Origin of the sequence: Aquidulcibacter paucihalophilus (assembly GCA_030285985.1) — a bacterium.
Lineage (GTDB): Bacteria > Pseudomonadota > Alphaproteobacteria > Caulobacterales > Caulobacteraceae > Brevundimonas.
This window is the reverse complement of record CP127384.1, coordinates 2,691,682-2,713,047: the sequence shown is the minus strand read 5'-3', so window position 1 is coordinate 2,713,047 and position 21,366 is coordinate 2,691,682. Positions and strand designations below refer to the sequence as shown.

The window sequence follows — 21,366 nt, the reverse complement described above, 5'->3', positions numbered from 1 at the left end:
GGGACAAGGTGGCGATTCGCCGGCGTTTCCTCAAGCGAAGCGGTGTCGCGCCATCAGGTCGCGGACAGGAGGGCTTCGAGCTGGTCCAGCCGTTCCTTGCCGAAGAACATCTCCTCGCCGACGAAAAAGGTCGGCACGCCGAAGACGCCGCGCGCCACGGCAGCCTCGGTATTGGCCGCGAGGATCGCCTTGACGTCGTCGGTCCCGGCGCGGGCCAGGATCGCCGCGCCGTCCAGTCCGGCTTCATCCAGCACCGACTGCAGAACCGCAGGGTCGCCCATCGCCAGACGGCGCTCCCAGAAGCCGCCCAGAACGGCCTCGACATAGCGGTCGAAATCCGGTCCGGGCTCGACCGCGCAAAGGCCGCGCATCGCCGTCAGGCTGTTGACCGGGAAATGCGGGTTCATCCGGAAGGCGGTGAGGCTGTGACGGGCCACGAAGCGCCGGATCTCCAGCATCTCATAGTCCATCTTCCCCTTGACGCCGCCGAAGGCCAGGAACGGAGCCTGGTTGCCCGTCGCCTTGAAGATACCGCCCAGCAGGCAGGGGATCAGATTGACCGAGGCACCGGTGCGTTCGGCGACACCCTTCAGCCCATGGTGCGCGAAATAGCCGTTGGGGCTGGCGAAATCGAAGATGAAGTCGATCGTCCGGGTCATCACCAGTTTTCCTTCCATGGGCGCAGGTCCAGCTCGAACGTCCAGGCGGTGCGTTGCTGGTTGTGCAGCCAGACATAGTTCCGGGCGATCTCGTCGGGTTTCAGGATCGCATCCTCGTCCAGCAGGGTCTGGATGTCCGGCGCGATGGAGCGGGCGAAGGTCCCGTCGATCATGCCGTCGACGACCACATGGGCGACATGGATGCCCTTGGGCCCGATCTCGCGGGCCAGGCTCTGGGCCAGCTGGCGCAGGGCCGCCTTGGCACCCGCGAAGGCGGAAAAGCCTGCACCGCCCCGCGTCGAGGCGGTGGCCCCGGTGAACAGGATCGTCCCCTTGCCGCGCGGCGTCATCACCCTGGCGGCCTCGCGCCCGGTGAAGAAGCCGGCCAGGGCCGCCATTTCCCAGACCTTGGAATAGACCTGGGCCGTCGTCTCCACGACGGGGAAGCGCACATTCGCGCCGATGTTGAAGACCACGACCTGCAGCGGCCCGATCTCGGCTTCGATCCGGTCGACGAGGGCGATCATTTCGGCCTCGTTGCGCGCATCGACCCCGAAGGCATGGGCCTCGCCGCCCTCGGCGCGAATGGAGGCGGCGACGGCCTCGAGCGACTCGAGATTGCGCGGGCGCCGGGTGATACAGACCGCCAGACCCTCCCGGGCGAAGGCCCGGGCGATGGCTGAGCCGACGCCGTCCCCGGCACCGACGATCAGGCAGGATGGCTTCAGCGGCATCATGTCTCCCCCGGGTTCAGGAGACCGTTTCATATCAAAACTAAGTCGTCAACGCGGGCGGCCCGGCTCCCGGCCGGCCGCGGAAGCGGCGACGGGGCAGCCGGCTTAATGGGGTGGGTCACCCGGGCGGAACAGGGGCGAAACGAATCAGGACCGAATCACCGACACGGCCCGATTCGGGGTTTGTTCACCCCAACATATTGTATCTTAACGGGGATTAACCACAATCGGAAACCGGGGCTTGCGCGCCTCAATCCCGGCCCATGCAAAAAATCGGAATGGACGACGGCCACGGACGCTTCCCCGCCGCGCCGTCACCCGCTAGGTCAGCCTGCGTGACCCCGTAGCTCAGCCGGATAGAGCAAGGCTTTCCTAAAGCAGAGGTCGGGGGTTCGAGTCCCTCCGGGGTCGCCATATATTTCAAACACTTAAGTGAAATTCCGACTGGTGCGTAGCCCCGTGGGGCACGGTTGGGGCACAAGATTCTCGATCCTGGGGCACGTCTAAGCGCGGTCGAATCGCCTCGCGTGGCCAATCTGCCGTGGTGTGCCGCCTATGGTTTGCGAGAAGAGCGGGCTTCGGGCAGCGCGCGCGAACATCCGTGAGCGTGTGCGGGCTACGCGGCCTTCAGATTATGTCCCAGCGCCTCCGAGGATCCACATGGAGTGCTGCGATGGCCGAGCCGACATTCACCCTGGAGATTGAGCGAAACATTGAGCCGGACAGGCTGGCCTGGATCGATGGCGAGGACGCCGCAGACGGCACGGGTCTCGGATGCAATCGTGACTACCGAGACCTTCGGTCGACCACCTGGGCGGAGGTCGATGAGATCCTCGAGATTGAGCTCTGCCGCCTGGACCAGTCCGAGGTGCTGGGTTTCATGGACTCGCATGAGATCCATGAACTCGATGTCGGTGTTGCGGGCGCGGCATTTGCCCTGGCGGCGGCCGGCTGCATCCCCTTCACAAGCTGCAACGGTGGTGCCCTCGGCGGACGGCATTCGGAGGAATATCCTCTGGTCGCCTTCTATCTTCCAAAACTTTCGGTCGAGAGGATTCTATGGGCCTCTGAAAAGGCCAACGCAGGACTGTTCCAGGACCCGGTCGGTGGGACTGTTCACGTCTACGGATGCCAGCTCAGGGACCTTCATGCGTTCGCCCGCGCCCTGCACGATAGTCGATTGTCTTTGGCCTGAGCCGACGGTGCTATCAGGCAAGCGCTAAGAGATCTCCGGCAGAGTCGGCGTAAGCCATTGTCAGGGATGACATTTCGTGAAGTTGCTTTCGTTCAAACGTCACCGGCTTCCGGCTGACGTGATCCGCCACGCCGTGTGGTTGTGATTCCGGCTAAGCCTCAGTTTCCGCGACGTTGAGGAGTTGCTGGCGCAGCGCGGGGTTGACGTCAGCTACGACATGATCCGGTCCTGGACGATCAAGTTTGGCCTCCTGGTCTTGTGGCGGCTGAAGAAGCGGAGAGGGGCCACGTCGCTGCGCTGGTACTTGGACGAGATGGGGGCAAGCGGACGTATCTGTGGCGAGCGGTCGACGACGAGGGCGAGGTTCTGGGCCCCGTGGTCCAGTGGCGACGCGATACGGAGGCGGCGCTGGGGCTTCTCCGACGTCCTTTACACAACCAACCAGTCGAGCCGCAGACGATCACCACTGACGGCCTGGCGTCGTACGGTGCAGCTCTGGATCAGCTGGATCTGAGGCATCTGCACCGGCCGGGTCGGCTGCGGGAGATCAACCGATTTGAGAACTCCCAGCGCCCGATCCGGCGACGAAAACGCCAGCAGCAGCGGCTCAAATCCCAAGAGTCAGCCCGGAGATTCCTCACCATCTACGTGGCGATCTACAACACGTTCAACATCCAACGCCACCTGATCAGCCGACCCGCTCTTTGCCGTTTCCGAGCCTAAGCTGATGCGGCCTAGTCGAAGGCCGTTGCCAGATTTCGGGCAGGGAGGGGCGGCTTTCGACGTGGCGCAGCTAACCTGTCAGCCCCTCACCATTAGGTCGATACATGTAACCAGCACCATGTACCGTCTGTATGACTTCGCCGCAGTCCAAGTCGTCAAGTTTGCGCCGAAGACGCGACAAGGCGGTGCGAAATCCGGTTGTGGTGTCGTGTTTGAGTGTGGGGATCCAGCGCGACGCTGTTTCGGTCGTGATTACGACGCCGGGATTGTGGAAGAACATGTTCAGCAGGGAGACTTCCTGCGGTGATATACGAAGCCGCCGCCCGTTCGGTCCGATCGCTTCGCGCGAGACAGGATCCAGCCTCCAAGAGTCCGAAGAGGGGCCAGGATGAGTTCGGCCGAGCCGCGTTCCGCAGCGACGCATCAGTGCTCGCGCCTGAGCCAGCAGCAAACGGCTGTCCACCGGGGTCGGCAGCAAGTCGTCGGCGCCAACCTCGAGCGCCACAATTCGGCTCATGACATCCGTGTTGTCGGACAACAGAATGACACGCGCTCCCCCTTCCACAGCCAGCCGGCGGCAAAAGCCATAGGCACGACCGCCTGATAGGCACTCGTCCAGAACGACCAAATCGATCGCAACTGTGGCCATGAGTTCCGTGGCCGCCTCAATACTGCCAGCCTGGAGCGTTCGAAACCCTTCGCCCTCGAAAAGGTCAACCAGGCCGGCTCTGACTTCAATGTCAGTGCTGACAACTAAGACAATGCGCTCGCCAGTCGCTAAATCCAGGTTACTGTTATTGGGGTCCATTGCGAGAGCAAAGCCTATCAAATTATTCTCTGTAAGCTGTGTCATTACGTCAGCTGGTGCGAAGCGAGTTCTATTTAGCGATGTGACTAGAAATTGTTTCTCGACAAATATCCAACGCCATTGCATTGGCGTAATAGTCTGAACAATAATAAATGAGCGACGCAAACTGTGTGGCGATAATAATACTGCATCTTTCATTCATTAAGAATTTAGATTGGCGATCCGCTCGAATACAGGATCATAATAGCATGTGCGATTAAAGTTAATCGTGAAAGACGAAGGTGAGGTGAGAGAAAATCGCTTATATGGCCGTTTAAATGCAAAAGTCTGTCAAATTACGATGTTGTTTGCGGCGTTACTTCAGCAAAACATCTGGCATCATCCCCATCGTTTTCTCTCTAAGGGCAGACTTTCAAATGACGACATTATCCATGGTCGGCCAGTCTATGCGGCGCCGTCCTCACGCCGCTTGCGATCCCATACGACTGCGCGCGACGATCACCATAGATATTGAGGTGGAAGATTATCTGGCCGCCCAACATGCAAAGGCGTCCATCGAGGCCCAGTTCGCCGAAATTCGCCAGCGGCACGAGGGTGCGAGCTTGGAATTCAGGCAGCGCCGTCCACGCATGCGTCCGCGCCCGGGTGTTCCGGCCCCAGTAATTGTTGGCTACGCCGATGACTGAAGGGCTTGAAAGACGGCGCAACACATTGCTTGCCTGCCTGACCCTGCTTCGCAGAATGGCGCCGAGCATCTCGGTCTCCGAGATGCTCGCTTTCCTGTATGTCGCCGAGAACGGCGGTGTGCGGGTCACAGAGCTCGCCGGGCTGATGATGACGACCAAGGCCACGGCTTCGCGCGCAGCCCGGGCATTGGTGTCGGAGGGAGATCCGGGTGCTCTGCCTCCCAGTCGCGGCTGGTTGGTTATGTCGTCAAACGGCCGTGAAAATATTTCCCGTCACCTGTATCTGACGCCACTGGGCGCGCAAATCAGCGGGAAGCTGGACGTCTTGATAGGGCGCGCGCAACCCATTCGAGGCCGCGCCGGCGAGATCTCGGTCGCCTTCGGTGAAACCAGGGCGGTCTGACCTTCAGGTCTCCACCGGGAACTCCAATTCAAGATTGAAGCGGAGCCGATCCACGACGATGGCTGAATTCTGTCGCTTGACGTTCTCGTCATCAATCAGTTCGGCGAGCATGAACTCGCGATAGTGATTGATGTCTCTGAACTGGCCGACTGCCACAAAATCCACCGGCCCCGAGACCGCCCAACACATCGAGATCTCCCTTAGGCCGCTGAGTTTCTTTTCGAACGAAGTCCTGTTTTGCGCCAGGGTGATCTCCATGATGACCGTCAGAGGCCGGGCGGTGAGCCGCGGGTCGACCAGTGCCGCTTCCTTAATGATGATTCCGCTTTCGCGGAGCCGCTTCAGTCGACGGTGACAGGTCGCAGGTGTTAGGCCAATCGTATCGCAGAGTTCAGTGACGCTGACGCGGTTGTCTTTCTGAAGTGCTGCAATCAGACGGCTGTCGATGACGTCGAGCTTCACAGAGTTCATTGAGATTCGTTTATCAGATTGCTTTAATCGGTGATCAGAGGCGGCTACTCTGTCTTCAAATGGAAAGATAAAACCGACCGGACATAAGCAATGTATTGAAGGAATTGCGTTTGAATTCATCATTGTGTCAGCCGTTTGCGACTGTCAATTCAAAACCGGCACATTACAATAGTGTAATAGGTAGGACTGTCGACGCCGTGCGCTGGGCGTTACGATTTAAGGTAGACTTACATCGACGTAACTCTAATTCATGTGGCTGATCTGTGACTCAGATTCCATAATCACTTACGGTGATTGTAAAACGTATGTGTAACGAGAGTAAGCGAAGCTAGTCTTGTCTTGGGTATGGCGTCGGACATTTCGGCGTCGGCACGTGCTGCGGGGTGTTCTTTGGCCCGACCGCTGATCCGGTCGATGTCGTGAGGGCTGCGGAGCGCGTCATTTCAGGATCGAGACCAACATGAAGAACCACATGCGCTCACGCCTCCTCGCGACCACCATCGTTGCCGGTGTGGCTTGGGGAGCGAGCCTGCCGGCCTTCGCCCAGACCGCCCCGCTGCCGACCGTGAACGTCTCGGGCGAGGCTGAGTCGCAAGCCACCGAGATCGACGAAGTCGTCGTCACCGGCTCGCGCATCCGTCGTGACCCGACGAATTCGCCGACCCCGCTGATCCAGGTTTCGCGTGAAGCGCTGCTGACCAGCGGCCAGTCGACGGTCATCGATTTTCTGGCGACCATCCCAGCACTGTCGAACTCCCTGGTGCCTTCGGACACCGTCGGCAGCGACCTGGGCGGTCTGTCGGCCGCCAACCTGCGCTCGCTCGGGAGGGGCCGTACGCTGACGCTGGTCGATGGCCGCCGTCATGTCGGATCGGAGACCGGGGCGCTTGCCGTGGACGTCGATACCATCCCGCGTCTGCTGATCGAGAACATCGAGATCATCACCGGCGGCGCGTCGTCGGTCTATGGCGCTGACGCCGTCTCGGGTGTGCTGAACTTCCAGCTGCGCCGCGACTTCGAGGGCCTCGAGATCGACGCCAACTACGGCATGATCAACCAGGGCGGTCAGGCGAACCGCCGCCTTTCGGCGTTGGTCGGGGCCAACATCTTTGACGACCGGTTGAACCTGTGGGCCTTTGCCGAGTATGAGGAGCTGGACGAGGTCCGGAACCTGGACATCGACTGGCTGCGGGCCAACTATGTCCATATCGGTGCCGATGTCGATCCGACCAACCCGGCCTTCGGCCCTCCCAGCGACGGGATCATCGACCAGCGAGTTTACTCCGGCGCTAGGTTGCTCCAACGCGTTCGGTGGAGCATCGTCAACCTGGCCAACAACGTACCGGCGAGCCCACTCAGCGACCCTGATATTCCGTTCTTCAACTGCCCGAGCGGCACGTCCTACACCAACAATAATTGCACGACGCCCAACCCGGGCTACTCCTTCGTGTTCGACGGCGCTGTGGGCCGACCGACCGACTTTGGCACTCGGATCGGCACCGGTTTCTCGCGGCTGTTTAATATTGGCGGTGACGGCGAGGACTACTCGGAGTTCAGCCAGTTCAGCTTCTTCCCGCAAGGCGAGACGACGCGCTACGCCGCGGGCGCCAACTTCTCGATCACCGACGACATCCTGTTCCGCGTCGAGGCGAAGCAAACCCAGGAAGCAACCTTCGCCGAGAGCCAGGCGACCTTCTTCGATATTTACATCAACAACGGCCGAACGGCGGACCAGGTCAGCGAGATCCGCGGCGCCACACAATATACCGTCCGGCTGAGCGACAACGCCTTCCTGCCGGCGAACGTCCGCACTGCAATCGAGAACAACCGGCTCATTCTTTACACCAACCCGACCGCGACGTCTCCGGGCTTGCCCAGGACCGATCCGGTGACCGGCGATCCGCTGACGGTGGCCGCGCCGTTCGCGCGGAACGCCTTGCGGGGCGTCGATAACGAGCAGACCAACACCCGCGAGCTGACCCGCTTCGTCGCATCGCTCGAAGGCACCCACGACCGCTTCGCCTTCCTCAATAATGTCCGCTGGGATCTGAGCTACACTTACGGCGAAGTCGAGGTTGAGCAGGTCGCTGAGTCGGTGGACACCGAGCGTCAGGCCTACGCCACCGACGCCGTCTTCGACACCGCGGGCTTGGTGAACGGCCGGCCGGGCGAGATCGTCTGCCGGGTACAGTTGCTTCAGGCTCAGAACGTCGCCCTGATCGAGGATCAGGTCCGAGGTGGCGATCTGCGGGCCAACCCTATCGGCCAGCAGAACATCAACGAGTGCGAGCCCCTCAACATGTTCGGCAAGGGCAACCAGTCGGCTGAAGCCCTAGCCTACATCCAGTTCGCCGGCGACTCCTTCGCGCGCAACGAGCAAGAACAGGCAATCGCCGCCGTTTCCGGCGAGTTGTGGGACTTCTGGGGCGCGGGCCGCATCGGCGGCGCGGTCGGCGTCGAATACCGGCGTGAGTTCACGGAGGGTGTCGGCTACGAAGACGAGAACGAAAACCGGTTGACGCAGGGGTTCGACGGCGGCTTCCAGCCTGCCGCGCAGTATGAGTCGGAAGAGGCATTCGCCGAGCTCTCAATCCCACTGATCCGCGACAACTGGCTGGGCGAATACGCCGAAATCAGCGGCTCCTACCGCTACTTCGACTACACTACGGTCGGCACCGGCGACGTCTACGGCGTGAACTTCATCTACCGGCCGATCCGTGACGTGACGTTCCGGACCAGCTTCAACTCCTCGTTCCGCGCACCAAACCTCGGGGAGAATTTCGCGCCTCTCACCCCGGCGTTCGCCAACTTCGCCTTTACCGATCCCTGCTCGACGACGAACATCAACGCGCCCGCCAACCAGGAATTCCGAACCAACCGGATCGCCAACTGCACGGCCCTGGCCCAGCAGCAGGGGCTGACCTTCGACTTCGCCGGTGCCACGGCCACCACCACCGACGACTTCGATCCGACGCCGCTGGGCTCCGGCTCGGTCGTTGGCTCGGCGGGCGGCAATCCGTTCCTTCAGCCGGAAGAGTCGGAAAGCTTCACCTTCTCGACCGTTATTGAGCCGCGGATGTTCCCGAACTTCAGTCTGGTGCTCGACTACTACGAGATCGAAATCTCCAACGTCATCGCGGCGATCTCGCCGAACATCGCGGCGAACAACTGTGTCGACGGGCCTTCGCTGAACCAGGGGGCGTGCGCCACCATCTTCCGCAACAACCCGTTCCTTCCATTCGCGATCGGCGGGCCCGCGAGCGATCCGATCGGGGCCTTCATCCAGGGCTCGATCAACTATGCCAAGTTGACCACGCGTGGTCTGGACTTCACTGCCCGGTACCGTCTGGATCTGGAAGAAGCCGTCGGGCGCAACTGGGGGAACCTGGACTACCGCCTGGGCGGCTCCTGGCTGATCGAACAGAAGAATTTCAACAACGCCGAGGATCCGAGCGACTTCACGGGTCTGGACAGCGACATCCTCTACCCCCGCGTCCGGCTGACCTCGTCTCTGACGTACGCGCCCAACGACGAGTGGAGTGTGAACTGGACGATGGACTGGCAGACTGCGCAGGATACGTTCACCTCCGCGCAATACGGAGCCTCCGGCAACGTCGACTCCCGCCTTCCGGAAAACTTCAATACGGGCAACTTCGCCCGCCACGATTTCACCGTCCGCTGGAATGCGGCGGACAATCTCTCGATCCGCGCCGGGGTGGTCAACGCCTTTGACGCGGAGCAGGCCCGCTACCTTGGGAACACGCTGTATTCGAATTTCGACCCCTACGGTACGCGCTTCTTCATCGGCCTCAACTACCGCCCGTTCTAGGGGCGACCCTTACGGGTCACGGAAACCCCCGTCGCTCATCGCGGCGGGGGTTTTTGCTTTTCAGGGATCACGGCCGTCGCCGTTGATCGGGGACCGCACCTAACCTGGCTTGGAAACATGCTCAGCTTTGACGAACTCCTTGCCCCGATCACGCTGCGGCAGTTCCGTGACGAGTATCTGGGACGAAAGCCGCTCCACATCCTCGCCGGCGCGAACCGGGAAAAGCGCGCGCTTCTGGATTGGGGGGCGCTCAACCATCTCCTTGACCAGAGCGCCATCTGGACGGGTCAGACCCTCAGGCTGATGCACAACCGCGTCGCGGTCCCACACTGGGAATACTGCCAGCTCAAGAGCGTCCCGAGCGGAGGCCAAGTCTATCGGCCATGCCCGGACAAGGTGGAGGTGTTCCTGGCCCAAGGTGCCAGCCTTGTGGTCAACGAGTTGCAGACGCTCCATCCGCGGATCGCAAAGACCGCTGCCCTCCTGAGCCGGGCTTTCGCTGCCCAAATTGGCGCGAACGTTTATTGCTCCTTCAAGGATGTCCAGGCGTTCGGCCCCCACTACGACAACCACGATGTGTTCGCCGTTCAGACTGAAGGCGAGAAGATCTGGCGCATCTATGAGAGCCAGATCGAGATGCCGGTCGATCTGCCGCCCGACACCCCGGAAACCCGCCAATGGCTCGAACAGGCGTGCGGCCCGGTGATGTCCGAGATACGGATGCAGCCGGGCGACGTGCTGTACCTGCCGCGCGGTCGTTTTCACGACGCGCTCGCCGTCGATGGGGCCTCCCTGCATGTGACGTTTTCGGTCACTGCCCTTTACGGGCGGATCCTGTTCTCGCTTCTCGACAGCGCGGCGATGCAGTTTCCGGCCTTCCGGGCCTATTTCCCGCCCGCTGCCGAAGGCGATGGCAAGCCACTGGCTGCTCATCTGGCACGGCTCGGAGCCTTGCTTTCGGATCTGGTGTCCAGCCCGGCATTTCTTGACGAGGTGGTGATGTCGCAAGAACGGCTGGTGACCCGACCTGCCAGTTTCACTCTTCCCGAACAACCGGTGCTGACCAGTTTCAAGATCACCGGTCGAGCCTTCCCCGCGGCGGGAACGGCGGTGCAGCTGGCTTACGACTGGTGCGCGGCGCAGGGCCGCTTCAGTCTGGAGCAAATGCTGGCTGAGTTCGACTTCATCGAAGCGGCTGGACTGCGACAGGCCATCGATGACGCCCTCGCCGCAGGTGCCCTGGTCCGGCTTACGACGACCTAGCTGTTGGTCGCGGAGCTTAATGGCGCAATGACCAACAGCGGATTCGCTCCGGGCGGGATCGGCCCCGTCAGCAGGCCCCGCTAACGAAATCCGGAAATCTACTCAGCGACCGTCTTCTGATTGATGCCCTGGCGCTTGGCCAGGACCCTCAAGCTCGCTTGGCTATGTTGCATCGTTGGGCGGACGGAATCAGTTGTCTTGGACCTTGCGTACAGTGGCTGGCCTATAGAACTCCCTTCTGTTCATCAGGAGGGAGCGAAAAATCATCTGCCAGATAGAGAAAGAGGCTTCCGGCATAATCATGAGCCGCCATGTTGTTGTAATCGGTAATTTGTTATCGCATCAAATATACAAGTAAGCCAATTACAGCGGTGTAATTCTAATATAGAATCTCTTGGTCTTAGTGGCAGTGAGGTGACACAGTCAAAAACAATTGAAGAAGACTATTGTGTGTCATGACAATCGTGTTTCAAGTCTCCTGCGTTGCTACTTGATGTCCATCATTCAGTGCAGCTCACCTGGGCAGTGTTTAGGCCGCGACGCCGAGAGACAGCCCGAATTCAGGAGGACGACCTTTGAGAAACCAGAGAACCCGTAGTCGGCTGTTGTCGACAACGATGATCGGCGGATTTGCCGCTCTTGCCTTCGCCGCGCCGGCGATGGCGCAGGACGCCGGAGCGTCGCAGGACCTTGACGATGTCATCGTCACCGGCTCGCGCATCCCGCAAGCCAATCTGGTCACAACCAGCCCGGTGACCCAGGTGACGGGTGAGGACATCGATGTCGCGGGCGTGACCCGGGTCGAGGACCTGATTTCGCAACTGCCGCAAGCCTTCGCCGCCCAGAACTCGACCGTCTCGAACGGCGCTTCGGGTACGGCCACGGTCTCGCTGCGCAACCTCGGCTCGTCGCGCACCCTGGTGCTGATCGATGGTCGCCGGATGGGCTATGGTTCGCCGAACGACCCCGCGGCCGACCTGAACCAGGTCCCGGAACAACTGGTTGAGCGCGTTGAAGTCCTGACCGGCGGCGCTTCCGCCGTGTACGGCTCGGACGCTGTCGCCGGCGTCGTCAACTTCATCATGAAGAAGGACTTCGAAGGTCTGCAGATCGACGCCCAGTACGGCTTCTATCAGCACAACAACAACTTCGACGGCGTGGGCAACCTGCGCTCGGTCATCGCCGACCGCAGCGCGACCAACCCAGCCCAGTTCGCCCTGCCGGATGACAATGTCTCGGATGGTGAGAGCCGTTCGGTGAACATCACTCTCGGTGTCTCGGCCCCCGACGGCCGCGGCAATCTGCTGGCCTATGCCGGCTATCGCAACAACAACCCGATCCTCCAGGCGGACCGCGACTATTCGGGCTGCTCAATCGGTGCTCCGGCCGCCGCTACGCCGCAGTCCTTCACCTGCGGTGGTTCGGGCACGTCGTTCCCGGGTCGTTTCACCGACTTCGGCGGTGGCCCCGGCTTCAACTCGACCCTGGGCGCCGGCCGCACCTTCGTGCCGTTCGATAACGCCCTGCACCAGTACAACTTTGGACCGCTCAACTATTTCCAGCGCCCGGACGAGCGTTACACCATGGGGGCCTTCGGCCGCTATGAAGTGAACGAAAAGGCCGAGGTGTTCGCCCAGCTGATGTTCTCCGACTACAAGTCGGTTGCGCAGATCGCTCCGTCGGGCAACTTCTTCAACACGGCGGACATCAACTGCGGAAACCCGCTGCTCGGTGCCCAACAAGCCGCGACCATCGGCTGTACCGCGGGTGATATTGCTGCCGATACCCGCCGGGTCATGTACATCGGGCGCCGGAACGTCGAGGGCGGCGGCCGTCAGGACGACCTGAACTACACCTCCTATCGGGGTGTGGTCGGCGTTCGCGGCGAAATCGCTCCGGGCTGGGACTATGACGTCGCCGCGCAGTTCTCGCGCGTCGCACTCGCCCGCACCTATATGAACGACTTCTCGGCCACCCGCCTGACCCGCGCTCTCGACGTCGTCGACGTCGGCGGCACCCCGACCTGCCGTTCGGTCGTCAACGGCACCGACCCGACCTGCGTCCCCTACGACATCTTCATCATTGGCGGCGTGACCCAGGCGGCCCTCGACTACGTTCAGATCCCGCTGATCCAGCGTGGTGAAACGACCCAGCAGGTCGTCACTGCCGCCATCACGGGCGACACGGGCTGGTCGATGCCGACAGCTTCGCGCACCGTCCAGGTCGCGTTCGGTGCCGAGTACCGTCGCGATTATCTGGCCTCCACCACGGACGCCAATTTCGCTTCGGGCGACGGTACCGGCCAGGGCGGACCGACGATCGGCCTCTCGGGTGATGCGGACGTCGCCGAAGTCTTCGGTGAAATCCAGATCCCGCTCGCCGACGATCAACCCTGGGCCTATTCGGCCTCGATCGACGCCGCCTATCGTCGTTCGGAGTATGAGAACATCAGCACCGACACCTACAAGGTCGGTGCCGACTATGCCCCGGTCGAGGACCTCCGCTTCCGCGCCAGCTATTCGCACGCTGTGCGGGCGCCCAACGTCATCGAGCTGTTCTCAGCCCAGGGCTTTGGTCTGTTCGACGCCGATCGTGACCCCTGCGACGCCACCACCGGCGCCGTTGCGGCCAACTGCATCGGCTCGGCACCCCACCAGGTCACCGCCGGCCAGTCCGCGAGCGGCGCTCTCAACAGCCCGGCGGGTCAGTACAACCAACTGACCGGTGGCAATCCGAACCTGAACCCTGAAGAGGCCGACACCTTCACCTATGGTGTGGTCTGGACGCCAAGCTTCGTCCCGGGCTTCAACCTGACCGTCGACTATTTCGACATTGAGGTTGACGGACTTATTTCTACGGTCGGCCCGCTGAACACCATTGCTCAGTGCTACGGCACGACCCCCGATGCGGCGGCCTGCGCCCGCATTACACGAAACGCCGGCGGTAACTTGTGGGTCGGCACTGGTGTCGTGAGTGACCTCAACGAAAATATCGGTGGTCTTGGCACCACGGGTTGGGACTTCAACGCCAACTATGCCTTCGACCTCGAGGACATGGGCGTGGCGAACATGGGCTCGATCAACATGTCGTTCGTCGGCACCCTGCTCGACTCGCATGTTACCGACACCGGTCTGGGCGCCGCCAACTCGGTCTATGACTGCGCCGGCTTCTACGGCAACCAGTGCACCGACGGTTCTACATTGACCACACCGAACCCCGAATGGCGTCACCGCGCCCGAGCCACTTGGCTCACACCGTGGGACGTGGACATTTCGGCCACCTGGCGCCACTACGGCGAGGTGGAACTCGCTGTGCTGGCGGCCGATGGTTCTCTCAACAACGGTGGTACCCGCATCGATCGTTTCTTCGACGCTGAGAACTACCTCGACTTGGCGGCAACCTGGCAGGTGATGGATAACGTTTCCCTTCGGGCCGGTGTCAACAACGTCTTCGACGACGATCCGCAGCTGTCGTTGAGCGCAGGTACCAGCGGAAACGGCAACACTTACCCACAGCTGTACGACTCCCAGGGTCGCTATTTCTTCTTCGGTGTTACTGCCAACTTCTAGACTGTAGAATATGAAGAGAAGAGAGCAGGGGCGGACTTTTTGGTCCGTCCCTGCGATCGTAAGTCGCTGGCCATTCTGAAATATTCGGTACCTTACGAAACCTTCACTGGAGGCTCATGGCTGAGCTCGGTAGTTTCTAGGATAACCAATGGAGACCTGATCAATGCCGGTAACCTTCAAGCCATTTGCCTACGTGGCGGCTGCCGTACTTCTCCTTCCATTCCGAGCCGCTGCTGCCGAGGCGGACCTGCAGACCAGCGACACCGCCGCCCTCGAGCGGCTGGTTTCGGACTATGCGCTTGGCTTCCATACCGGGAACGCTGACCTGATGTTGGGAACAGTCCATCGGGACCTGTCCAAGCGGGGCGTCGATCGCAATTTTCGCGGCCTCGGCGTGCAGACCATGGCCTGGCTGGAGGGCGAGAGCCTGCGCCAGATGGGGCGCGCCTATAACCAGGCCGGCGAATTCGACGAGACCACGCAGCGCCGGGCGGTTATCCTGGACATCTCGGGCGACGTCGCCGTCGTGGAGCTGTTGGCGGGCGACTGGTACGATGTCTTCACCGCGGTGAAGATCGACGGGGAATGGACCATCCTGGACTGCGTCTGGGGGCTCCTGCCCGAATGGGAGCCGGCTCGCGTCGACGCAGGAGAGGCTGCCGAGGTCAGGGCGGTTCTGTCGACGTTCGCCGCCGCTGTGCAGTCTGGTGATGATGCAGCGCTCGACCGGGTGCTGGATCCGATCAGCCAGTTCCGCACCCTTTCCCGCGGGGCTGGACACACGGTGGTCCATGCCCAGACCCGGGACCAGATCTATAACGCTGATCACGATGCCCGGGACCCCGGCGCACAAGATCAGGAAATCGAGGTGTTGAACGCCAGCGGCGTCACTGCAGTCGGCAAGATCGTTCGCGGACGGATCACCTACTGGGTTCAGCTCCTTCGCTTCAACGGCCGGTGGGCGGTCGTCAATGTTCACTGGCGCTCTACCGCCGATGGCGCCGCCTAATCATCTGGAGATGACTGTGTTCCACCTGTTTGCAAGATCGGTCCTGGCGGCGACGCTGTTGACCACGCCCGTCGTCCTTCCGGCTGCGGCGCAGCCCCTCGCCCCTGCGCCGCAACAGTCGTCGTCCCGCCCGGTCAGCCCGGCAGAAGCGGTCGCGCGGCAGTATATCGCCGCCTATTCCGCGGCCGACTGGGACGCCATGGCTCCCTTTATGGCTGAGGATTTTGTCCTTGTGGATCGGACCAGCCCGGAGTTCGGCGGTCAGGAGTTCCGGGGTAGCGAAGCCGTTCTGGCCATGCTGCGTGACTTCGGAGAAAGCAGTAGGATCATCGGTCTGTTTCTGGACTTCCCGGTCGTTTTTGAGAGCGGCGGCATCGTGGTCTTCACAGGACACGTAAACACCCTCAGCCGTACGCGCGAAGAAGGCTTCGGCCAGCAATGGCGAGCAGAACAGGTGACCATCCTGACTATTCGCGACGGAAAGGTCGCTCGACATGAGGATTTTGCCAACTATTCGGCACCGGTGATTACGCGACAGCCGTTGATGTAGTCCAACATTTGGCACTACCGGCGCGAGCCGGTATCGACCTCGAATTGTAAGTCTGCATTAGCATGATGACATCGAACGCGAATGTATAGGACATTCTACAAAACGCTTAAGCTGTGGTCGCGCTCGTTTTGCGTCTTCGCTGCGATTGTACTTGCAATTAGTTCCGCTTCATCGGCCCAAGCCCAAGCCCAAGCCCAAGCCCAAGCCCAAGCCCAAGCCCAAGCCCAGGATGAGGGAGAGGCCGTGCTCACTATGGAGCGCGACCTCGCTCTTGTGCTGACAAGGGACGGGCTCGATGCATTCGCGGCGCAGTTCCACGACGACTTCACGCTGTGGATCGATGGTGATGAAGTTGCACGGGCAGAGTATCTACCCGGGGTCGCGGCTTGGCACGCTGCGGGTAATGGAGCGATCTCCACCCAGATGTGGCCAGTTTCCGTCGATGTATTCGGCGATCTTGCGCTTTCGCGCTATGTGCTGCGCGAGGATTTTGTGGATGGGTCCAGTTTTGTCGGCCGGTTTGTGAGTTTGGCGCGGCGCAGCAACGGCTACTGGCAGGTCTATCGGACAACGGTATTCACGCTCTTTCGCGGGCCGTCAGATGACGCGCCGGACCTGAAGGATCTTGATGGTGGACCGCTAGGCACGCGGTAGAAAATGGCCCGCAAAAGCCGAAATTCTTCTCTACCTAAGCGGCGGCCTGCAACACCTTCAAAATCTAGCAAGCAGGCGGCTTGCCGCGGGATAGAGCACAGTTGCTAGAGAGAAATCCTGCATGCTGTATCAGCGCCTGATCTATCGAAGCTGCGCAGTGGCCACAGAGGATCTGGACAAGGATCTGTCGGACATTCTCGATGTCGCAAACCGCCACAACCGGGCCCGCGGGATCACTGGTGCTCTGGCCGTTTGTGAGGACCGCTTTGTTCAGGTGATCGAGGGCCCGCCGGCGCAGATCGATGGGCTAATGGTGATCCTTACTCGCGACCCGAGGCATCGCAACATCCAGGTGCTGGGCCGTTGGGCAGCGTCTCACCGAATGTTCGGTGGCTGGGACATGGCCTGCGTGCCGACCCTGGAGATGTCCGTGGAGACGCGGCAGCTTCTTCGGAGCGCCACGGGCGGCCTGGCATTGGTGACCCTGCTGTTCAGTCTCGTCGACAGTCCATCCTTTTCGATCTGACCAGGGTCGCGACGACGATCCGGCCGGTTCGCCGGTATTGCGGGTCAAGGGGATTCGCTACCGCAAGCACTCCTCGGGCGAACCCAGTGACCATTGTTGCGATTTATTAACTTTCCGGGAGAGCGCCCAGTTTCTATCGTTATTACCGTATCCGTCTTACTGACTTCACTTCCATTTCCGTCTCCAGGGGCAAGAGCGACCACGATATGTTCCGAAGTTTACAACTTGGCCTGATCAGCGTTCTCTTGTCGGCGTCTCTTTTCGCGACTGCTGTAGAAGCTGACCCGCGCAGGACGACGCAGGGCGTTGCTGCGGCCATCCGGCGCAACTTCTTCGACGCAGCCGCGGCGGACAGGATCGCCGACGCATTGGAGGCCGAGGCTGCAGCAGGTGCATATGATGCATATGCCGACCCCGCTGAGTTGGCGGCCGTTCTGAGCGACCGGCTTAAGCCCGAGGACCCGCACTTCTCCGTCAGCTATGACAGTAGAGTGGCGGCAGAGAATATGATTGCTGGTGCCCCGCCTCGCCTCAGCCGCATCGAGTCGGCCATTATTTCTAATTTCGGCTTTGCTGAGGTCAGCGTCCTCCCCGGCAATATCGGCTATGTGCAGATGACGCGTTTTGCCGAAATCGACTTCACACGAAGCGATAATGTAATTCGCGCCTTCGCCGACGCCGTCCTGACCCTTGTCAGTTTCACCGATGCCGTGATCTTCGACCTGCGACAGAACCCTGGTGGTTCGCCGTCAATGGTAGGGTATCTGGTCAGTGCCTTCACGCCGCGGGACGCAGACATCTACAATACCTTTGTAGGGAGGAGAGGGGCATCGAACGAGCGGCCTGGGGTCCCCTATGCGACTCCGCGCCTCGATGTACCTGTCTATATCCTGATCAGCGGGCGGAGCGGATCTGCGGCCGAGGGTTTCGCATATACCCTGCAGTCCGCCGGTCGCGCCCTTATCGTCGGCGAAGCTAGCGGCGGCGCGTCGAACCCGGGTGACACCTTCCCGACAGGTGATGGATTCTCGGTATTCGTGTCCAATGCCACGCCCGTAAATCCGATCACCGGCCGCAACTGGGGCGGTGCCGGGGTTCAACCCGACCTGCCCAGTCCCTCGGAAGAGGCGCTGAGGGTCGCCCAGCGCGCCGCACTGACGACCCTTGCACATCGCGAAGACTCCCCGGGCATGGCCCAGAATGCCTTATGGGCGTTGGAGGCGCTGGCAGATCCCATCGAACCTTCGCGCCCATTGTCTGATTTTGCAGGTAGCTATGGCGGGATCGAGATTGCTGAGACGCCAAGCGGGCTGTCTCTGCGGCAGAGTCGCCGCCCGGCGCGCTCCCTGGTTCCCGTCAGAGACGATCTTTTCCGAATTGATGGGGACACCAAAACCCGAGTGCAATTCGTTCGGGACGCCGAGGGGGGTGTGGTTGCCATGGAGACCCTTTCCACAGTCGCATCCGTCGTCCGAAGACGCCGTGACGATTGAATCGGCACGGCAGACCTGACCCGGTGGTGCTGTCAGTCCAATGCCAATTCGTCTCCACCCGGCACATGTAGGCAGGGGCGGGCATGACGGTCGCTATCGCTCCGCATCGCCGTTTCGCCGCACATTTTTGGATGCCGCTTGAAGCCTCCACTCTTCATACGCAGAGGCGAAGACAGGTTCGCCCGGGGCTCACAAGCCTTAGAAATGCTATAAGCCAAACGGTCGCTTGCGGAGGACGACGATCGCTCGTTCCTCGCGCCTGGCTCTTCGTCCGACACTTCCGGAGTTGCAGGGCATTTGACGGGGCAAGTCAGCCTGATGTGTCTTACAGACGGATTTGCGGTTTTTGTCTGTAAGTGCTACATGCAGACAAAGATCGAGCATGTGTCTGTATGGCTAACCTCCTCACGCCTTCGGTGCTGACCCTCTACGCTGAGCTCTTGCAGCAGCTCGAAACCTCGCCTGAGGCCGGTTCCGTGTATCGAAGAACTACGGAGCACGGCGAGTACATCTACGCCAAGGTGCCCGTTGGAGCGGCGCGGATCGACAGGTTTATCGGAAAGGCCGGCGACCCCCAGGCTGAGGCCAAGGCCTTGTCCTTGCAGCAGGGCGTGGCGCTTGCCAGCGAGCGACGCAGCCTCATCGCGATGTTGCGCAAAGCGCGACTGGCGACGCCCGATCGGTCGATGGGGACGATCCTGGACACGCTAAGTCAGGCGGGCCTGTTCCAGGCAGGGGCGGTTCTGGTGGGCACAGCCGCTTTCCTGATCAGCGAGCCCCTTGTCGGCCGGCGGCTGCCTTCGCCGACGCTCATGACCGGTGATGTGGATGTCGCGGCCGCAAGCCTGGCGCTGGCGTCCACCCCTCCCGAACGGTTTGAGGAAATCCTCCATCGCGCGGACCCCACCTTCACGGGAATCCCGCAACTCGATCCACAGGCACCCTCGTCTCGGTACAGAAGCGCGTCCGGCTACCTCGTCGACGTACTGACCCCTGTTCGCACCCGAGATGACGTAAATCCGGTGGCGCTTCGCGGCCTGGCCGCGGGCGCGGCTCCCCTGCCGCATCTCGCCTGGCTGATCCAGGACGCAGTACCGGCGGCCGCTCTGTGGGGCTCAGGCGTCCTTGTCCGGATACCTCAGCCTGCACGGTTCGCCGTCCACAAACTGATCCTGGCGCAGCGGCGTGATCCCGCCAATCGTATCAAGCGAACCAAGGATCTGGCGCAGGCAAAGGCCCTAATCGATGCGCTCTTGCACCATGATCGCTACGCCTTGGAGGACGCTTTGGCCGATGCTCGGGCGCAAGGTCGCAAGGGGTGGGCCGAGCCCATCTCGCGATCCCTGGTCGAGGCCGATATTCGCCTGGATGAATGACGACACGTCTCAGCAGGGCAGGAGCCTGATACGCCTCGCGCGCAGGGCGGGGGGCGGATAGAGGGCGAGCGGACCGTATTGCGCGCGTCGTCTGGGGTCCCTTTCGGGTGATTGAAGGGCCGGTCTTTCGCGATCTGGCACCCTACGGAGAGGTGGTATCGCAGCCCCCACGCCGGACTGATAGAACTGCGCTCCCTGCAGCAGTCGCCGTCAGAGCGATGGCTGAAACCACTGGTCGGCACTACATCCATATATACTTCCTCCCCCACCCCCACTTCCCCCAGCAAACAGTCATTCCCTTCCCCCTTCTCCTCCCTTGAAGCTGCGCTCCGCCGGGGTGGAATATTCAGAAGGCTCCAGCGCCGGGGACGGGTGGAATCGGGATCGGGTCAACTAGATCGCTGGACCAGTGAATCGCCCTGCATCAACCATGCAGCTGAGAGCTTCCCTTGGACCTCAAATCCTTGATCCTCCACGAGCTGCTGACCGATGACAGCTCGACCGATTGCGAGCAGGACTGCGAGCGCATCAGGCAGTGCTACACGGCGGCCGACACGCACCTGAAAGCTGCCCTGGACGACATATTCATCAGCCTCACCGGCTATGGCCTGGGCACGCTGATCGCCAAAGCGTTCTGGTAGGCGCGGGGGAGAGTGGGGGCCGATTTGGTCTGCTCCCAAAGGGCCTCCGACACGCAGGCACGGATGTCAGCTACGCGCCAATAGCTGACCTTCGGCTCCTCGGTGAAATGCGACACTCCGTCCGGGCACTTCCTTAGGAGTTGGCGATGCTTCCCCTGCTCAAGCCGCGTGATATTCCTAGCTGATGACCGAAGCCGATAAACTTGAAGCCCTGTTGGACATTGTGGACGCCTCACGGACGGAGAGCCGCACGCAGAGTGAGAAGATGGCCGTGCTCGGGTATGTGGAGCGTCGGGGCCGAAAGGGCTTCTGGCCAACAAACGCAGGCTGGAATTTGTTGGGTGCCCAGGGCCGTGCCTTCGACAATGGCTGACATGGGCGGGCGAACCGTTGGCCACGGCATAGCGCCAAGAGCGACTACTACGGCTGCGACGGCAACGCGGCTTTCATAGACAAAGCCGCGTTGCGATGTCCGCTTTCTGCACAAAGGCCTAAGTCGCTTTTCGACCCATTGTAGACATTCAGCCGATGCTGGCTGAAGTCGTTTCAACGGCCGGGCATTCTCTCCATGAACGGCGGCCACAAGGACAGAAGCGTCGGCCCCACAAGCTACACCGCAGAAAGACTGCGCCATTCCCCGCGATAGGGCGCATGGCTATGCCACCATGATGAATGCCAAAGCCTGCCGAGCGAAAGCTAACGATGCTCTCATGCGGGCGGCGGAGGCAACAAGCCCAGACGTGAAGGCAATCTACTCCACCCACGCCCGTGAGTGGA

Annotated in this window: 19 protein-coding genes, 1 tRNA gene and 1 pseudogene; 16 read left to right on the top strand and 5 right to left on the bottom strand. The window is 61.3% G+C overall.

Annotation, left to right across the window (positions count from 1 at the left end):
- Positions 1-53: 53 nt before the first annotated feature.
- Positions 54-659, bottom strand: coding sequence for a 2-hydroxychromene-2-carboxylate isomerase (locus KB221_13320; GenBank protein WIY69047.1), 606 nt, complete (start codon positions 657-659; stop codon positions 54-56).
- Positions 659-1,396 (bottom strand): SDR family NAD(P)-dependent oxidoreductase, encoded by a 738-nt coding sequence (locus KB221_13315; protein ID WIY69046.1) that lies wholly within the window; start codon positions 1,394-1,396, stop codon positions 659-661. The genes KB221_13320 and KB221_13315 overlap by 1 nt, the downstream gene beginning before the upstream one ends.
- Positions 1,397-1,730: 334 nt before the next feature.
- Between KB221_13315 and KB221_13310 the strand changes: the two genes are divergently transcribed.
- The 3 genes from KB221_13310 to KB221_13300 all read left to right on the top strand — a co-directional run bounded on the left by KB221_13310 (position 1,731) and on the right by KB221_13300 (position 3,311).
- A tRNA-Arg gene (locus KB221_13310) sits at positions 1,731-1,807 on the top strand.
- A 259-nt stretch (positions 1,808-2,066) separates the two neighbouring features.
- Positions 2,067-2,588 (top strand): hypothetical protein, encoded by a 522-nt coding sequence (locus KB221_13305; protein WIY69045.1) that lies wholly within the window; start codon positions 2,067-2,069, stop codon positions 2,586-2,588.
- 375 nt (positions 2,589-2,963) lie between these two features.
- Positions 2,964-3,311, top strand: coding sequence for a DDE-type integrase/transposase/recombinase (locus KB221_13300; protein WIY70930.1), 348 nt, complete (start codon positions 2,964-2,966; stop codon positions 3,309-3,311).
- Positions 3,312-3,381: 70 nt separating this feature from the next.
- On the opposite strand, the gene KB221_13295 is transcribed toward KB221_13300, so the two are convergent.
- Positions 3,382-4,317 (bottom strand): response regulator transcription factor, encoded by a 936-nt coding sequence (locus KB221_13295; GenBank protein WIY69044.1) that lies wholly within the window; start codon positions 4,315-4,317, stop codon positions 3,382-3,384.
- Between the two features lie 119 nt (positions 4,318-4,436).
- On the opposite strand from KB221_13295, the gene KB221_13290 reads away from it, so the two are divergent.
- The gene (locus KB221_13290; GenBank protein WIY69043.1) at positions 4,437-4,805 is read left to right on the top strand and encodes a hypothetical protein; all 369 of its coding nucleotides are present in this window, start codon (positions 4,437-4,439) and stop codon (positions 4,803-4,805) included.
- The gene (locus tag KB221_13285; GenBank protein WIY69042.1) at positions 4,798-5,208 is read left to right on the top strand and encodes a MarR family transcriptional regulator; all 411 of its coding nucleotides are present in this window, start codon (positions 4,798-4,800) and stop codon (positions 5,206-5,208) included. Before KB221_13290 ends, KB221_13285 begins: the two co-directional genes overlap by 8 nt.
- 3 nt (positions 5,209-5,211) lie before the next feature.
- Here KB221_13285 and KB221_13280 read toward each other — a convergent pair whose 3' ends face one another.
- The gene (locus tag KB221_13280; protein ID WIY69041.1) at positions 5,212-5,679 is read right to left on the bottom strand and encodes an Lrp/AsnC family transcriptional regulator; all 468 of its coding nucleotides are present in this window, start codon (positions 5,677-5,679) and stop codon (positions 5,212-5,214) included.
- Between the two features lie 472 nt (positions 5,680-6,151).
- Between KB221_13280 and KB221_13275 the strand changes: the two genes are divergently transcribed.
- Together KB221_13275 and KB221_13270 are read left to right on the top strand one after the other, a co-directional pair.
- The gene (locus KB221_13275) at positions 6,152-9,508 is read left to right on the top strand and encodes a TonB-dependent receptor (protein WIY69040.1); all 3,357 of its coding nucleotides are present in this window, start codon (positions 6,152-6,154) and stop codon (positions 9,506-9,508) included.
- Between the two features lie 117 nt (positions 9,509-9,625).
- Positions 9,626-10,771: a cupin domain-containing protein gene (locus KB221_13270; protein ID WIY69039.1), complete on the top strand. Its 1,146-nt coding sequence runs from the start codon at positions 9,626-9,628 to the stop codon at positions 10,769-10,771.
- A 101-nt stretch (positions 10,772-10,872) separates the two neighbouring features.
- On the opposite strand, the pseudogene KB221_13265 reads toward KB221_13270, so the two are convergent.
- A pseudogene (locus tag KB221_13265) lies at positions 10,873-10,998 on the bottom strand (IS481 family transposase).
- A 378-nt stretch (positions 10,999-11,376) separates the two neighbouring features.
- On the opposite strand from KB221_13265, the gene KB221_13260 reads away from it, so the two are divergent.
- From KB221_13260 to KB221_13220, 9 genes are all read left to right on the top strand, one after another.
- Entirely contained in the window at positions 11,377-14,340 is a 2,964-nt protein-coding gene (locus tag KB221_13260; protein WIY69038.1) for a TonB-dependent receptor, read from the top strand.
- A gap of 163 nt (positions 14,341-14,503) precedes the next feature.
- Entirely contained in the window at positions 14,504-15,349 is an 846-nt protein-coding gene (locus KB221_13255) for a nuclear transport factor 2 family protein (GenBank protein ID WIY69037.1), read from the top strand.
- Entirely contained in the window at positions 15,312-15,899 is a 588-nt protein-coding gene (locus tag KB221_13250) for a nuclear transport factor 2 family protein (protein ID WIY69036.1), read from the top strand. Before KB221_13255 ends, KB221_13250 begins: the two co-directional genes overlap by 38 nt.
- Positions 15,900-16,151: 252 nt before the next feature.
- A complete protein-coding gene (locus KB221_13245) occupies positions 16,152-16,553 on the top strand; it encodes a nuclear transport factor 2 family protein (GenBank protein ID WIY69035.1) in 402 nt (133 codons plus the stop codon).
- A gap of 121 nt (positions 16,554-16,674) precedes the next feature.
- Positions 16,675-17,079 carry a BLUF domain-containing protein gene (locus tag KB221_13240; GenBank protein ID WIY69034.1) on the top strand — a complete coding sequence of 135 codons (405 nt, stop codon included), beginning with the start codon at positions 16,675-16,677 and terminating at the stop codon, positions 17,077-17,079.
- A gap of 206 nt (positions 17,080-17,285) precedes the next feature.
- Positions 17,286-18,572 carry a S41 family peptidase gene (locus KB221_13235; GenBank protein WIY69033.1) on the top strand — a complete coding sequence of 429 codons (1,287 nt, stop codon included), beginning with the start codon at positions 17,286-17,288 and terminating at the stop codon, positions 18,570-18,572.
- A 392-nt stretch (positions 18,573-18,964) separates the two neighbouring features.
- Positions 18,965-19,948: a GSU2403 family nucleotidyltransferase fold protein gene (locus tag KB221_13230; protein ID WIY69032.1), complete on the top strand. Its 984-nt coding sequence runs from the start codon at positions 18,965-18,967 to the stop codon at positions 19,946-19,948.
- Positions 19,949-20,397: 449 nt separating this feature from the next.
- Entirely contained in the window at positions 20,398-20,589 is a 192-nt protein-coding gene (locus KB221_13225; GenBank protein ID WIY69031.1) for a hypothetical protein, read from the top strand.
- Between the two features lie 184 nt (positions 20,590-20,773).
- A complete protein-coding gene (locus KB221_13220) occupies positions 20,774-20,962 on the top strand; it encodes a hypothetical protein (protein WIY69030.1) in 189 nt (62 codons plus the stop codon).
- The last annotated feature ends 404 nt before the right edge of the window (positions 20,963-21,366 follow it).

Bases quoted from the DNA above. Each gene is read 5' to 3' on its own strand.
- KB221_13280 (WIY69041.1), bottom strand. From the start codon at position 5,679: ATGAACTCTGTGAAGCTCGACGTCATCGACAGCCGTCTGATTGCAGCA.
- KB221_13305 (WIY69045.1), top strand. From the start codon at position 2,067: ATGGCCGAGCCGACATTCACCCTGGAGATTGAGCGAAACATTGAGCCG.
- KB221_13270 (WIY69039.1), top strand. From the start codon at position 9,626: ATGCTCAGCTTTGACGAACTCCTTGCCCCGATCACGCTGCGGCAGTTC.
- KB221_13245 (WIY69035.1), top strand. From the start codon at position 16,152: ATGGAGCGCGACCTCGCTCTTGTGCTGACAAGGGACGGGCTCGATGCA.
- KB221_13255 (WIY69037.1), top strand. From the start codon at position 14,504: ATGCCGGTAACCTTCAAGCCATTTGCCTACGTGGCGGCTGCCGTACTT.
- KB221_13285 (WIY69042.1), top strand. From the start codon at position 4,798: ATGACTGAAGGGCTTGAAAGACGGCGCAACACATTGCTTGCCTGCCTG.
- KB221_13230 (WIY69032.1), top strand. From the start codon at position 18,965: ATGGCTAACCTCCTCACGCCTTCGGTGCTGACCCTCTACGCTGAGCTC.
- KB221_13275 (WIY69040.1), top strand. From the start codon at position 6,152: ATGCGCTCACGCCTCCTCGCGACCACCATCGTTGCCGGTGTGGCTTGG.
- KB221_13320 (WIY69047.1), bottom strand. From the start codon at position 659: ATGACCCGGACGATCGACTTCATCTTCGATTTCGCCAGCCCCAACGGC.
- KB221_13220 (WIY69030.1), top strand. From the start codon at position 20,774: ATGACCGAAGCCGATAAACTTGAAGCCCTGTTGGACATTGTGGACGCC.
- KB221_13240 (WIY69034.1), top strand. From the start codon at position 16,675: ATGCTGTATCAGCGCCTGATCTATCGAAGCTGCGCAGTGGCCACAGAG.
- KB221_13295 (WIY69044.1), bottom strand. From the start codon at position 4,317: ATGAAAGATGCAGTATTATTATCGCCACACAGTTTGCGTCGCTCATTT.
- KB221_13315 (WIY69046.1), bottom strand. From the start codon at position 1,396: ATGATGCCGCTGAAGCCATCCTGCCTGATCGTCGGTGCCGGGGACGGC.
- KB221_13290 (WIY69043.1), top strand. From the start codon at position 4,437: ATGCAAAAGTCTGTCAAATTACGATGTTGTTTGCGGCGTTACTTCAGC.
- KB221_13250 (WIY69036.1), top strand. From the start codon at position 15,312: ATGTTCACTGGCGCTCTACCGCCGATGGCGCCGCCTAATCATCTGGAG.
- KB221_13235 (WIY69033.1), top strand. From the start codon at position 17,286: ATGTTCCGAAGTTTACAACTTGGCCTGATCAGCGTTCTCTTGTCGGCG.